This window comes from Actinomycetota bacterium (assembly GCA_030684515.1).
GTDB lineage: Bacteria > Actinomycetota > Actinomycetes > S36-B12 > S36-B12 > UBA11398.
This window is the reverse complement of the sequence record JAUXVJ010000009.1, coordinates 603449-616808: the sequence shown is the minus strand read 5'-3', so window position 1 is coordinate 616808 and position 13360 is coordinate 603449. Positions and strand designations below refer to the sequence as shown.

General features: G+C 61.6%; 12 protein-coding genes. 1 reads left to right on the top strand and 11 read right to left on the bottom strand.

Annotation, left to right across the window (positions count from 1 at the left end):
- Positions 1–35: 35 nt before the first annotated feature.
- Positions 36–1658 carry a chaperonin GroEL gene (groL, locus tag Q8M73_04960; protein ID MDP2287896.1) on the bottom strand — a complete coding sequence of 541 codons (1623 nt, stop codon included), beginning with the start codon at positions 1656–1658 and terminating at the stop codon, positions 36–38.
- An 87-nt stretch (positions 1659–1745) separates the two neighbouring features.
- On the bottom strand, positions 1746–2045 hold the full coding sequence (gene groES / locus Q8M73_04955; protein MDP2287895.1) for a co-chaperone GroES: 300 nt from the start codon (positions 2043–2045) through the stop codon (positions 1746–1748).
- Between the two features lie 162 nt (positions 2046–2207).
- On the opposite strand from groES, the gene Q8M73_04950 reads away from it, so the two are divergent.
- A complete protein-coding gene (locus Q8M73_04950; protein MDP2287894.1) occupies positions 2208–3407 on the top strand; it encodes a hypothetical protein in 1200 nt (399 codons plus the stop codon).
- On the opposite strand, the gene tsaD is transcribed toward Q8M73_04950, so the two are convergent.
- The 9 genes from tsaD to glmM form a co-directional block, all read right to left on the bottom strand.
- Positions 3378–4433, bottom strand: a complete 1056-nt coding sequence (gene tsaD, locus Q8M73_04945; GenBank protein MDP2287893.1) for a tRNA (adenosine(37)-N6)-threonylcarbamoyltransferase complex transferase subunit TsaD — start codon at positions 4431–4433, stop codon at positions 3378–3380. The genes Q8M73_04950 and tsaD overlap by 30 nt on opposite strands.
- Complete coding sequence (gene rimI, locus Q8M73_04940) at positions 4430–4900, bottom strand: ribosomal protein S18-alanine N-acetyltransferase (protein MDP2287892.1); 471 nt, start codon at positions 4898–4900, stop codon at positions 4430–4432. Before rimI ends, tsaD begins: the two co-directional genes overlap by 4 nt.
- Positions 4897–5613 carry a tRNA (adenosine(37)-N6)-threonylcarbamoyltransferase complex dimerization subunit type 1 TsaB gene (gene tsaB, locus Q8M73_04935; protein MDP2287891.1) on the bottom strand — a complete coding sequence of 239 codons (717 nt, stop codon included), beginning with the start codon at positions 5611–5613 and terminating at the stop codon, positions 4897–4899. The genes rimI and tsaB overlap by 4 nt, the downstream gene beginning before the upstream one ends.
- Positions 5607–6065 (bottom strand): tRNA (adenosine(37)-N6)-threonylcarbamoyltransferase complex ATPase subunit type 1 TsaE, encoded by a 459-nt coding sequence (gene tsaE / locus Q8M73_04930; GenBank protein MDP2287890.1) that lies wholly within the window; start codon positions 6063–6065, stop codon positions 5607–5609. The genes tsaB and tsaE overlap by 7 nt, the downstream gene beginning before the upstream one ends.
- Entirely contained in the window at positions 6062–7144 is a 1083-nt protein-coding gene (locus tag Q8M73_04925) for an alpha/beta hydrolase (GenBank protein MDP2287889.1), read from the bottom strand. Before Q8M73_04925 ends, tsaE begins: the two co-directional genes overlap by 4 nt.
- Positions 7141–8271 carry an alanine racemase gene (gene alr, locus Q8M73_04920; GenBank protein ID MDP2287888.1) on the bottom strand — a complete coding sequence of 377 codons (1131 nt, stop codon included), beginning with the start codon at positions 8269–8271 and terminating at the stop codon, positions 7141–7143. The genes Q8M73_04925 and alr overlap by 4 nt, the downstream gene beginning before the upstream one ends.
- Positions 8268–9785, bottom strand: a complete 1518-nt coding sequence (locus tag Q8M73_04915; protein ID MDP2287887.1) for an NAD(P)H-hydrate dehydratase — start codon at positions 9783–9785, stop codon at positions 8268–8270. Before Q8M73_04915 ends, alr begins: the two co-directional genes overlap by 4 nt.
- Before the next feature lie 2 nt (positions 9786–9787).
- Entirely contained in the window at positions 9788–11629 is a 1842-nt protein-coding gene (glmS, locus tag Q8M73_04910) for a glutamine--fructose-6-phosphate transaminase (isomerizing) (GenBank protein ID MDP2287886.1), read from the bottom strand.
- 379 nt (positions 11630–12008) lie between these two features.
- Positions 12009–13358: a phosphoglucosamine mutase gene (gene glmM, locus Q8M73_04905; GenBank protein ID MDP2287885.1), complete on the bottom strand. Its 1350-nt coding sequence runs from the start codon at positions 13356–13358 to the stop codon at positions 12009–12011.
- Positions 13359–13360 lie beyond the last annotated feature (2 nt).

The following is a 13360-nucleotide window of genomic DNA, read 5'->3' as shown; positions in this document are numbered from 1 at the left end:
AGCCGTCGGCTTCAGGGGATTCTTCAGTGAATCAATTAGTGGCTGTGCCCGTGGCCGCCATGTGCGCCGGCTGGCTCGTCAGCATCTTCACGCTTCTCAACCACGAGAGCCTCGGTGGTCAGGAGCATTGCCGCAATGGAAGCCGCGTTGACAAGTGCCGAGCGGGTGACCTTGACGGGGTCGATGACGCCGTCAGCGATGAGATCGCCGTAGGTGTCGGTGGCCGCGTTGTAGCCCTGGCCCACCGGGAGTTCCTGCACCTTGGAGACCACGACGTAGCCCTGCTCGCCCGCGTTCTCGGCGATCCAGCGAAGGGGCTCGACTGCTGCAGCGCGCACGATGCGAACACCAGTGGCCTGATCCCCGGAGAGACCAAGATCGTCCTTGAGTACAGAGATTGCCTGCACGAGCGCAGCTCCACCACCGGAGACGATGCCTTCGTCGATCGCTGCGCGAGTTGCCGACACAGCGTCTTCGATGCGGTGCTTCTTCTCCTTGAGCTCAACCTCGGTGTGTGCACCAACCTTGATGACGACAACACCACCGCTGAGCTTGGCAAGACGCTCCTGCAGCTTCTCCTTGTCCCAATCCGAATCCGAGGATTCGATTTCCTTGCGGAGTTGAGCAACACGATCGGTCACCGCACCAGGTGCACCGCCGCCATCGACGATGGTGGTGTTGTCCTTGGTGATCACGATGCGACGAGCGGTGCCCAGCACCTCAAGGCCGACCTGATCAAGCTTCAGACCAACCTCGGGAGCAACAACCTGTGCGCCCGTGAGCACGGCAACGTCTTCCAGGATTGCCTTGCGGCGATCACCGAAGGCCGGGGCCTTCACTGCTGCTGAGGCAAAGGTGCCACGAATACGGTTGACGACGAGCGTGGACAGTGCCTCGCCCTCGACGTCCTCGGCGATGATCAGCAGCGGCCTGCTGGCCTGCATGACCTTCTCAAGGATGGGCAGCAGCTCCTGAACGCTGGCAACCTTGCCCTGCACGATGAGGATGTAGGCGTCTTCGAGGACAGATTCCATGCGCTCGGCATCGGTGACCATGTACTGGGAGATGTAGCCCTTGTCGAACTGCATGCCCTCGGTGAACTCAAGCTCGATCTGCGTGGTGCTGGACTCTTCAACCGAGATGACGCCATCCTTGCCGACCTTGTCGAAGGCATCAGCGATGAGGTTGCCGATCTCGCGATCCTGGCTGGAGACCGTCGCCACATCGGCGATTTCTTCCTTGCCATTGACCGGACGAGCCGCCGCCTGCAGCGCCTCGGACACGGCTGCAACAGCCTTGTCGATTCCGCGCTTGAGGTCCATTGGCGATGCGCCAGCGGCGACCTGCTTGAGGCCTTCGCGGACCATGGCCTGGGCCAGGACAGTCGCGGTGGTGGTGCCATCGCCTGCGACGTCGTTGGTCTTGGTGGCTACCTCTTTGGCGAGCTGGGCGCCAAGGTTTTCGTAGGGATCATCGAGTTCGATCTCACGAGCGATGGTGACGCCGTCGTTGGTGATCGTGGGGGCGCCCCACTTCTTGTCGATGACCACATTGCGGCCCTTTGGGCCAAGGGTGACGCGTACCGCGTCAGCAAGTGCGTTGACGCCGCGCTCAAGACTGCGTCGGGCGTCCTCGTCGAATTCCAGAATCTTTGCCATGCGAGTTCTTCTCCAAATGGATCAGCGATGTGATGAACGAAGCGCCCCGCCCCGGCTGACCGGTGATCGGGGCGCTGCGTCAGAGATTTACTTCTCGACGATTGCGAGGATGTCGCGTGCAGACAGCAAGAGGTAATCCTCGCCGTTGTACTTGACCTCGGTGCCGCCGTACTTGCTGTAGATGACAACATCGCCGACTGCAACATCCAGGGGGATGCGCGCAGCGCCAGCGTCGTCGAAACGACCCGGGCCCACTGCAATCACGGTGCCCTCTTGGGGCTTCTCCTTGGCAGTGTCAGGGATGACGAGGCCAGAAGCGGTGGTCTGCTCGGCTTCGAGGGTTTGGACCAAGATGCGGTCCTCGAGTGGCTTGATGGTGACCGACACGGTTGCGTCCTCCGGATAGTCGGCTGGGCCCTTTTTAGGGGGCGAAACGGTTAGGTCAATTACTGTGCTGGTTGGCACTCCCCAGCGGCGAGTGCCAACGCTGAATCTACGCAAGGAGTTAGCACTCCGTCAAGTCGAGTGCCAACCTGCGAGGATTCCCCGATGCCATGGATCACCTCACCTCAGGGGCAAGCTGCTCGCGAGATGGCCGGGCGGCTGCTCATCGCCTTTCCCAAGGATCCACTCGTGGCCGGAACCGCTCTACGGCGTGAGCTGCCCGGCCTTGCTCCCGATGATGCCGCAATGGCCATCGTCCAGGCGCAACTGAGTCAGATCGCCCATGAGCGCTACGGCATCCAGGCTGATGCGCTGCTGCTGACCCGCGATGGGCTCGAACAGGCCACTCGCCCCGAAGTCGCCGCCCAGCGCGCTGACTTCCTGGTCACGCACGGCGCTCGTCGGGTCGTGGATCTGACCTCGGGGCTGGGATTCGACGTCCGGGCCTTCCTGGCAGCTGGCCTTGAAGTCACGGCCATCGAGCTGGAAGCACTGACCGCTGAGTATCTGCGCGTCAATGCACCCCAAGCCACCGTGCTCCAGGCCGATGCCACGCAACTGCCCGACGCATTTCTCGACGAGCTCGGGCCAGACACCGTGGTGTTCCTGGACCCGGCTCGCCGCAGCGGTCAACGAACGATGGACGGAGCGCGCGCCCAGTCAGAGCGCGACCCCGAGCGGTGGTCGCCGCCATGGTCCTTCGTCACCAGCCTGGCGCAGCGCGGACTGCGGGTGTGCGTGAAGTTGGCCCCCGGTTTCGACCCGGCATTCATGCCAACCGGGTGGTCAGGCGTATGGACGAGCATCCGTCGCGAAGCAGTGGAGGCAATGCTGTGCTCCTGGGCGCTCGGGCAGCCTCGAACTGCTCTGGCCATTGGCGATCGGCCTGTTCAGTTCAGCGGTGACGGCAGCGCTACGCATACGACAACGCCCGTGGGGGCTTGGCTGCATGAGCCCGACACCTGCTTGGTGCAAGCACGTTTGCTTGACGACTTCTGCGCTGCTCACATCCCACTTCAACGCATCGACGACGTGAGCAGCTGGCTGACATCCCACGAGGTGGTGCAGCATCCGATGCTGCGCAGTTACCGCGTGCTTGAACAGTTGCCCAATGACACACGTGCCCTGCGGAAGGAGTTGATTGCTCGAGGAGTCGGTGAACTGACGATCAAATGTCGCGGCATGAAGATCAACGCTGACGCCTTGCGCAGGGAGTTGCGCCTTGACACAGGCACTGCCGCAACCATCGTCATCACCAGAGCCGAAGGCGCGCGATCAACTCTGCTCGTGCATGAGGACCGTTGAGACCGGCAGCACCGACAGCGTGGGAAATCCCAATGGCGATGGCAGTGCCCCTTGCCGCATGAGCTTTGAACCAAGGGCCGCGATCATCGCTCCATTGTCCGTGCACAACTGCGGACGCGGAATGCGCAATGCGATACCAGCAGCCGCACAACGCTCTGTCGCCAATGCGCGCAAGCGGCTGTTTGCCGCCACGCCTCCCCCGATGACGAGGTGATCGATGCCAGTGTCCTTGCAGGCCGAAATCGCCTTGCGTGTGAGTACATCGACAACGGCTTCCTGAAATGAAGCGGCCACATCGGGGATCGATATTGCCACGCCACTGGTCTGCTGCTGCGCAACCCACCGGGCGACCGCTGTCTTGACGCCGCTGAAGGAGAAGTCGTATGGCCGCTCCTGCAAGTCACGTGACGACGTGAGCCCACGTGGAAAGTCGATCGCCTTGGGGTCTCCGTGCTGAGCCTCACTGTCGATCCATGGACCACCAGGAAACGGCAGATCGAGCAGTCGTGCGATCTTGTCGAAGGCCTCGCCCGCGGCGTCGTCAATTGTTGCGCCCAGTGAAGTGATCTCCTGTGCATCGTCGCGCACCATCAACAGCGATGAGTGACCACCGGAGACAAGGAGGCCGATCGCTGCGGCCGGCAGCGCGCCGTGCTCGAGTTCGTCAACCACCACATGGCCCGCCAGGTGGTTGACGGCGAACACCGGGATCTCCAAAGCAGTCGACAGTGCCTTCGCCGTTGCCGTGCCGATCAGCAGTGCGCCGGACAGACCCGGGCCCGCGGTCACGGCGATGGCATCGAAGTCGGCAAGACCCACCCCGGCCGTCTGGCAGGCTCGCTTGATCGTGGGAACCATTGCTTCCACATGGGCGCGCGATGCCACCTCCGGCACGACTCCCCCGAACCGAGCATGCTCATCCACACTGGACGCGACTGCATCGGCCAGCAACGTGGTGCCGCGCACGATGCCGATGCCTGTTTCATCGCAGCTTGATTCGATGCCGAGGATCAGCGGATCACTCATGAGTCCGCCCTGCTCGCCAGTGGGCGCAAGCGCATCACCAGGGCGTCGACTCCGGGTGCGTAGTAATTGCGACGAATGTTCAGGCGCTGGAATCCACGACGTGCGTACATCGACAGTGCCGCGTCATTGTCAGAACGCACTTCAAGCACTAACTGCGTGCAGTTGCGCGCAATCGCCTGATCGATCAGTTCCTCCAGCAGGAGTCGCCCGATGCCCTGGCCCTGCGCCTTGGGACTCACGGCGATCGTCTGCACATCAGCATCAGGCGCCAGGGCGAACAAACCGGCGTAGCCGAGTACTGAGACGTCATCGACTGCAAGGAAGTAATAGCGAGTGGCCTGCGCCATCTCTGCCCAGAACTGTTCGATCGACCACGCATCAACCGGAAAGAGCTGTTGCTCAAGAGCTGCCACCTGCTCGATGTGCCACCACTTCATCGGCACCAACCGAATTGGGGTGGCGTTCACTTGACGGACTCCACTGCATCTGGCCTGCGTACGTACAGCGGCAAGGCCTGCAAGAGGGTCTGGCCCGCAAGTGCGGCTGCAGTTGCGCCGAGGTCATGGCCGTGAGTTGAAAGTTCAATCGCGGTGGCGTCCACGCCCTGCCCGCCGGCGAGATGGTGCAGCGCATAGCGGGCGATCTCGCGCGCATCGGGATAGGCGACCGTCTCGGACTCACGACAGTCCAACAACTCGGCATATGACAGCGCGATCTCGCCGAACCACGGCAGTTGACGGACATCGGCGTCGATCGCGCCTGGCGCAGAGACAAAGGGCCCTTGGATGCGATCGCCAGATGATTCGTAATGCGCCCAGTAGATCTCGCGTCGGCGCGCGTCAATCGCGCAGGCGAATGGTCCGCTCACTGCATCGGATGCCGCCAGTGCCATCGCATCGAGTGAGCACACGCCATACACCGGAACATCCCAGCCAAGTGCGTAGGCCTGCGCAGAACTGACTCCCACCCGCAGCCCGGTGTAGGCACCCGGTCCGACACCACACGCAACCGCGGTGATGCGTGGCCTACCAGCCTGGATCAACGCTCGTTCAACCATGACTGCCAGCACTTCTGCATGCGAACGCGCGTCGACGTGCACTTCGTGCGCCAGGAGATCCTCGCCGTCCAGCAGCGCAACGGAGGTTGCAGCCGATGCCGTGTCGACCGCGAGCATCACCATTGCGAGGTCAGTTCCTCTACTGCTGCAGAAGTCCAGCGCGGCCCCACTCCAACGAAATCAACGCGACGAGTCTCGTCCTCGGTGTGGCTTCGCTGAATGCGCACGATCAATCGATTCTCGGCGAGGCTCTCAGTCTTGCCCTCGCCCCATTCGACCGCCACCACACTTCCGATCAGGTCCAAGTCCATGATCTCGAGCTCAACAGCCGAGCCAAGACGGTAGGCATCGACGTGGACCAATGGCAGCACGCTGCCTTCGTGCGAACGCGCAATGACGAAGGTCGGGCTGGTCACGCGCTCACTCACCCCGAGACCACGACCCAGGCCCTGCACAAATGTCGTCTTGCCGGCTCCGAGCTCGCCGATCAGCACCAGGAGATCTCCGGGCTGAAGGTGGGTGGCAACTGACTTGCCCAGATCAAACATGCGCTCACCTGTAGCCACTTCAATCATGCGTCGAGCATCCGATCTACTGCGAGATCCGCCTTGACCTGATCAAGCAATCCAACGATCAGCGCATCGACCTCATTGTGAAATTCGATGCCAACCATATGTCCGCCGCCGGCGATGATGGCCAAGGTTGAGCCGTGAATGCTCGCAGCAATGCGTTCGCTGTGAATCACGGGAGTCATGCGATCCTTCTCGCCGACAATCACCAGGCAGCGCACCGCGCCCAGGCTCGGCAGGACGTCGAATCTGTTGTGCTCCTGCAAGGCAGGAAGAAATTCAGCGAGCACATCGATTGGCGTGCTGTCGATCATCTCGGCCACAAACTCACTCGCCTCTCGCGACGGAGTAGAACCGAAGGAATAGGAGCGGAAGACCAGTTCGGAGACATCGCTTGAGGCTCGTCGGCCAGTTTCGACAATGCCCTTGCCGCGCGCCAGGACCGAAGCCACCACGGGAGCAGCGCGGTGCACCATATGCCGCATCACAGGCGGCATCCCGAAGGTGACGTCCGAGAGCCCACCAGCGGTGGAGGCGATGAAGGCGATGCCGTGCACTCGATTGGCAATCAGCTCGGGGCGCTGCGCGGCTAATGCCATGACCGTCATGCCACCCATCGAGTGGCCGATCAGCACAATCGGCCCGAGCGCGGCGACTTCGTCGATGATGGTGCCAAGATCGCGTCCCAGCTGTTCGACTGTATGCGTGGTGTGGTGTGCGCGACCCGAACGACCATGGCTGCGCTGGTCGTAGGAGATGACGCGCGCTTTGCCCTGCAGGGCCGCACGCTGAAATACCAGCGAATCCGCGCTCAAGGCGTAGCCATGGCACAGGATCACGCTGATCACCGGCTGCTCGGCCTCGCACTCGTCAATCTCGACATGCAATTCGGTGCCATCAGCCATCACCAAGCGGCGCACTTCAGGAGTGAAATGCGGAATCAGCCAATCAGCGTCCGCGTGAATTGAGCGCGAGACGAGACGGCGCTGTACGGCGATACCAATGGCGGTACCCGCAGCGATAGTTCCTACTGCAAGGAGACCACCACCAGCGATCTTCACCGCCCCGGGAATTGCCGGACTCATGCAGTGCTCACGTATTCACGCGGAATGCGAGTGCCGATGCGCGTGACGATCTCGTATCCGATGGAGTTGCTCTGCGTACCCCAGTCATCTGCAGTTGCTGCTCCTGTGGAGGCATCTCCAAAGATCAGCACGGCTTCGCCGGCCTTGACCACTCCGAGTTCCGGCGGCAGTTCGATGACAAACTGATCCATAGCGATGCGTCCCAGCACGGCACAGCGCAAACCGCGCACCAGAACGAAAGCACCCTCAGCCGCACGCGGTATGCCATCGGCATAGCCAACTGGGACCAGACCCACTCGCGTCGGCTCGGTGGCAGTCCACTTTCCCCCATAGGAAACCGACTGACCAGCCGGAATCGTCTTGACGTGCGCAAGTTGTGCGTGAAGCGACATCACTGCGCGCAGACCCAAACGCTGTGCGCTTTGGGGATCCATCGGCGAGATGCCGTACATGGCGATGCCGATGCGCACGAGATCAAACTGAGTATCGGGGTACTCCAAGGTGCTCGCACTGTTGGCCAAGTGCAGCAGCTGCGGCTCCAGTCCGGCCGAGCGCGCAATCCGAACGGCTGCCAGGAAGCGCTCTCGCTGTTTGGCGATGGTCGGATCATTGGCGGTGCTGGCATTTGCCAGATGCGACCAGATGCCCACGACATTGATCCGGCCGCGCGATTGCAGCGCCTTTGCAGCAATCGCCAGCTCTTCCCATTCATGCTCGTCCGCGCCGCTGCGGGAAAGGCCAGTATCGATCTTCAGGTGAATACGGGCCATCACGCCGAGTTCAGCGGCGAGTTCGGTCACTTCAATGAGCGACCACATCGCCGACACCGAGACCTGCACTCCAGCCGTCAGACACGGACCAAGACTGGGGTCACCAGGGGTCCACAGCCACGCCAGGATCGGTTCTTCGTCACCGCTGGCTCGAAGCTCTAGAGCCTCTTCGAGCAGCGCAACCCCAAGCCACTCCGCGCCCGCCTCACGTGCTGCCTTGGCGATCGGGACCAGACCGTGCCCATAGGCGTCGGCCTTCACCACTGCAAGAAATTGCGAGGCGGGAGCGGCTGCTCTCACGATGGCGACGTTGTGCGCCAGAGCCGTGAGATCCACGACTGCATGTGCTCGGGTCATTGGACCATTCTCGCTGGTTGTCGCACCGCAGCCACCGCTGCAGGCAGCGCGGCGACCAGATCAGCTGCCGTCACCGGCCGACCACCAGTGCTGGCAAGCACTCCAGCAGCGCCATGCAGCCAGCAGGCCGCTGCAGCGATCTGCGCTGCACTGTCATCGCTGATGCGCGTTCGGCTGCGTGCTGCAGCACCGGCAAGCAAGGCACCGGCGATGCCGGTGAGCACATCACCGCTTCCGGCAGTGCCCAGCGCAGCTGTGCCGATCTGATCGATGAACAACTGGCCGTCGGGTCCGGCGATAACCGTTCCGGAGCCCTTGAGCACGACAATCACGCGGAGGTCACTCGCAAGGAATTGGGCAGCAGCAATGCGTCCCTCGCCAAGGGAAACCGAACTCAGCCGGGCGAACTCCCCATCGTGCGGAGTCAGCACGGTCGGATAGATGCGGTTGCGCACAAGGTCTTGCAACTCCTCGCTGCTGGCCAATGCCGTCAAGGCCCCAGCGTCGATCACCACAGGTGTGGGACATCGCAGAATCGCAGCGAGCGCTTCTGTGTCACCAGGCTCCCCCGCAAAGCCGGGGCCAATTGCCCAGGCATTGACTCGTGCATTGCTCGCTGGGTCGGTGGCCGTGACGACCAGCGGCGGGTACGCCGCAACAACTTGGTGTGCCAGATCATCATCGCGGTCCAGGTACTCAACCATGCCGATGTCGGCGGTGGCGGCAGCCGAAGTCGTCAGGAAAGCTGCCCCCGGGTACTGCCGACTGCCGGCAACCACACCCACAACTCCGCGCCGGTACTTGTAGTCGCCAAGCGAAGGCTCAGGCAAGCACTGCGCAATATCGTCAAGTTCCAGGCAGCCGCCGATCTGGTTCAACTCATCTGCAATGCCGATGTCGATCACCCGCACTCCCCCGGCGTATCCCTTGCCCGGCAGCACAATCAGCCCAGGCTTGAGCCCTCCGAAGGTCACGGTCTGATCGGCCATCACGGTGTCGGCAGCGCATAGTCCGGTGTCGGCCTCGAGCCCGCTTGGAACATCAACGGCGATGACCAGTGCCGCCCTGCCGCGCACGGCCCGCGCAATGCTGGCAATCGGCTCGCGCAGTTCTCCTTGCATGCCGATCCCCAGCAGCCCGTCGACAATCACGTCGGCAGATGCCAGAAGCGCCTCGCACTCCGGTGACGGCCATCGGACAATGCGCCCGCCTGCAGCTGCCAATGCCGCGACACCGTCGATGTGGGCTTGCTCCACGGCACTGATCGCATCAACCTTGAGTCCACGCTTTGCAAGCTTGGCACCAGCGAACAAGGCGTCGCCCCCGTTGTTGCCCGGGCCCACGAGCAGCACGACTCGAGTGCCAACGACAGTTCCGCGCACTTGCGAGAGCAACTCGATAATCGACTGCGCAAGCCCATGGGCGGCGCGATCCATCAGCATTCCGCCTGCCAACTCCATGGCATGCGCCTGCTCTGCAGCTCGGATGGCCGCCGCATCGTGCAGGGTGATCATGACTATTCGACGGTGACTGACTTGGCGAGGTTGCGCGGCTGGTCCACATCGTGACCCATGGCCGTGGCCATCTCGCAGGCAAAGACCTGCAGTGGCACAGTCGACACCAGCGGCTGCATCAGGCTCGGCACGACCGGCACGCGAATGATGTGATCGCTGAAGGCGACGATCTTCTGATCACCCTCTTCGGCAATGGCAACTATGAGCGCACCTCGTGCGCGCACTTCCTGAATCGCAGAGATCACCTTGTCATGCATCAGGCTGTTCGGTGAGGGCACGATGACCACCACGGGCAGTCCCTCTTCGATGAGGGCGATCGGGCCGTGCTTCAACTCACCGGCCGCGAAGCCCTCGGCATGCATGTACGCAAGCTCTTTGAGCTTGAGCGCGCCTTCGAGGGCAACCGGATAGCCCACGTGTCTGCCAATGAACAGCACAGCGCGGGCACCAGCCAGCTGACGCGCAATTGCGCGCACCGGCTCGACCGTGTCGAGCACGAGATCCACTTTCTCCGGCATGTTGTCGAGTTCGTCAAGGATCGACTTGATTTCGCCAAAGGCCATCGACCCGCGCACCTGCGCGAGATACAGGCCGATGAGATACGCAGCGATGATCTGCGTGAGAAAGGCCTTTGTCGATGCCACGGCGATCTCAGGGCCCGCATAGGTATAGAGCACACCATCGGATTCACGCGGGATGGTCGAGCCAACGGTGTTGCAGATGGCCAGAGTGCGAGCACCTTGATTCGCCGCATGGCGCAAGGCCATCAAGGTGTCCATGGTCTCGCCAGACTGCGAGATTGCAATGACAAGGGTGCTCGGGCCGACGATTGGATCGCGGTAGCGGAATTCACTTGCGAACTCGACTTCAACCGGGATGCGCGTCCAGTTCTCGATGGCGTACTTCGCAACAAGTCCGGCGTGATAGGCCGTACCGCAGGCAATGACCACTACTTTGTCGACACCGCGCAACTCATCGTCTGAAAGACGCATCTCATTGAGCTGCAATTTGCCCGAAGCGCCAAGACGTCCGCGGAGGGAATCTGCGACAGCCTTCGGCTGCTCGTCAATCTCCTTGAGCATGAACAGCTCATAGCCACCCTTCTCTGCCGCCGAGGCATCCCAATCGACGGTGAACGGGCGAACGTCAACTTCATTGCCATGGAAATCAGTGACTGAAATGGCATCAGGGGTCAGCGTGACCACTTGATCCTGACCAAGCTCCAAGGCATTGCGCGTGTGATCGACAAATGCCGCGACGTCAGAGGCCAGGAAGTTCTCGCCTTCACCGACACCCACGACCAGTGGAGAGTTGCGGCGGGCACCCACCACTACATCGGGGTAGAGCGGCGAGACGGCAACCAAGGTGAAGGCGCCTTCGAGCAATTGGCACACCTCGCGCATCGCCACTGACAGGTCGCCGGCGCTTGGGAGAATGCGAGCAAGCAGGTGAGCCACAACCTCTGAATCAGTGTCTGAGGTCAGGCTCACCCCGGCTTCTGTGAGCTCCTCGCGGAGTTCGGTGAAGTTCTCGATGATGCCGTTGTGGATGATGGCCACCGAGCCGTCTTCACTGACATGTGGATGCGCATTGCGATCGGTCGGACCACCATGCGTTGCCCAACGGGTGTGGCCGATTCCGGTGGTGGATTCCGGCAAGGGATCAGCACCGAGCAGGGTCTCCAGATTGGTCAGCTTGCCTGCCTTCTTGCGCACATCGAGCAGTCCATTGGCGATCACGGCCACGCCAGCGGAGTCATAGCCTCGATATTCCAGCCGACGCAATCCCGAGACGATGATCTCCAAGGCCTGCTTCTGGCCGACATAACCCACGATTCCACACATGAAGAGCAGCCTACGCAGGTGTGCTGCAAGATAGGTGCGTGCTCACCGTGCGGCTGAATTGTCCAACTGAGTTGAGCCAGCAGGCCCAGGATGTGTTGAGCAAGGAAAATGGCGTAAGTGTGCTGAGTGTGATCACAGGAGCGAGCGCAAGGCCTCCCGGCGATCTGATGTACGCCGACATCTACTCAGTCCGGCTGATTGATCGGCGTCTTCATCTCCGTCACCACCATTCCGGCTTCCGGTGACGCAGCGCTGTCGCTGGTATTCGCTCGTTGGAGTGAACTCGCCGGGTCACTCACCCAACTCGTCATCAACATTGCCGGGATGGCTATCGCTGGTTGGATCACTCTCGCGTTGCAGCAGCAAGTCTGGAAGCGGGTTACTGCAAGGAGAGATTCGTCCGCACTGCCTGGGCCAGATCATCTGTGATGCGCTGCGCTAACTCAGGGGTAGGCGCTTCGACCATTACCCGAATCACTGGCTCGGTGCCAGAGGCACGCAGCAACACTCGGCCGCGATCGCCAAGTTCGGCCTCAGCCGCAGCGACAGCGGCTTGGACTGCAGCAGAACTGCTCACCGCTGACTTATCGACACCGCGCACATTGACCAGAACCTGCGGCAATTTGGTGATCTGAGCAGCGAGCTCAGCGATGCTCTTGCCGGTGAAGGCAACCTCCGCCAACAGATGCAGAGCCGTCAGCACACCATCGCCAGTTGTCGAGTGCTCAAGCATGACCACGTGCCCGCTCTGCTCGCCACCCAGATTGAGTCCATCTGCCTTCATCGCCTCAAGCACGTAGCGATCGCCAACATCGGTTTCGATCACCGTGATGCCGTGCTCCTGCATGGCAATCTTGAAACCCAGATTTGCCATCACCGTTGCGACAACAGTGTTCTTTGTCAGCAGTCCCTCGCGATTCATGCCCAAGGCGATGATGGCAAGGATGTGATCGCCGTCGACGACATTGCCTTGCGCGTCAACGGCCAGGCAGCGATCTGCATCGCCGTCGTGCGCGATGCCAGCGTCAGCACCATTGGCCTTGACCGCTGCGATGAGATCACCCAGATGCGTGCTTCCGCAGTTCTCGTTGATGTTCAGGCCATCAGGGGAATGATGAATGGCGATGACTTCTGCTCCTGCTGCGGCAAGTACAGATGGCGAAATATGTGAGGCGGCGCCATTGGCACAGTCGACAACGATCTTCAAACCGTCCAGGCGATGCGGCAGAGTGTCGAGCAGGTGGCGCTCGTAGAGCTCAATGGCAATGTGGTTGTCAATGATGCGGCCAACATCTCCAGCAAGCGGACGATCCCAGGGCTCGCGGATCCGCGCTTCGATTGCATCTTCAATTGCATCATCAAGCTTATGACCGCCACGCGCAAAGAACTTGATGCCGTTATCGGGCATGGGATTGTGCGAAGCCGAGAGCATGACGCCCAGATCGGCATCAAGATCAGCGGTCAGAAAGGCAACTGCTGGTGTCGGGACGACGCCAAGCAAAGTGACGTCGACTCCCGCACTTGCCAGCCCAGCCACGATTGCCGATTCAAGGAAATGCCCGCTGATGCGTGAATCGCGGCCTACCACGGCATGCGGACGCCGACCACGATTCGAACTGGATTCACACAGCACATGTGCTGCGGCGACGCCAAGGTCCAGCGCCATTTCAGCAGTGAGATCGCGGTTCGCGAGTCCGCGAACCCCGTCGGTGCCGAACAGGCGACCCAAGG

Coding starts and splice junctions, on each gene's coding strand:
- glmS (MDP2287886.1), bottom strand. CDS start 11,629: ATGTGTGGAATCGTGGGTTATGTCGGCCAGAAGCAGGCCTTGGAGATC.
- Q8M73_04950 (MDP2287894.1), top strand. CDS start 2,208: ATGCCATGGATCACCTCACCTCAGGGGCAAGCTGCTCGCGAGATGGCC.
- tsaD (MDP2287893.1), bottom strand. CDS start 4,433: ATGAGTGATCCGCTGATCCTCGGCATCGAATCAAGCTGCGATGAAACA.
- tsaE (MDP2287890.1), bottom strand. CDS start 6,065: ATGATTGAAGTGGCTACAGGTGAGCGCATGTTTGATCTGGGCAAGTCA.
- alr (MDP2287888.1), bottom strand. CDS start 8,271: ATGACCCGAGCACATGCAGTCGTGGATCTCACGGCTCTGGCGCACAAC.
- Q8M73_04915 (MDP2287887.1), bottom strand. CDS start 9,785: ATGATCACCCTGCACGATGCGGCGGCCATCCGAGCTGCAGAGCAGGCG.
- groL (MDP2287896.1), bottom strand. CDS start 1,658: ATGGCAAAGATTCTGGAATTCGACGAGGACGCCCGACGCAGTCTTGAG.
- Q8M73_04925 (MDP2287889.1), bottom strand. CDS start 7,144: ATGAGTCCGGCAATTCCCGGGGCGGTGAAGATCGCTGGTGGTGGTCTC.
- tsaB (MDP2287891.1), bottom strand. CDS start 5,613: ATGGTGATGCTCGCGGTCGACACGGCATCGGCTGCAACCTCCGTTGCG.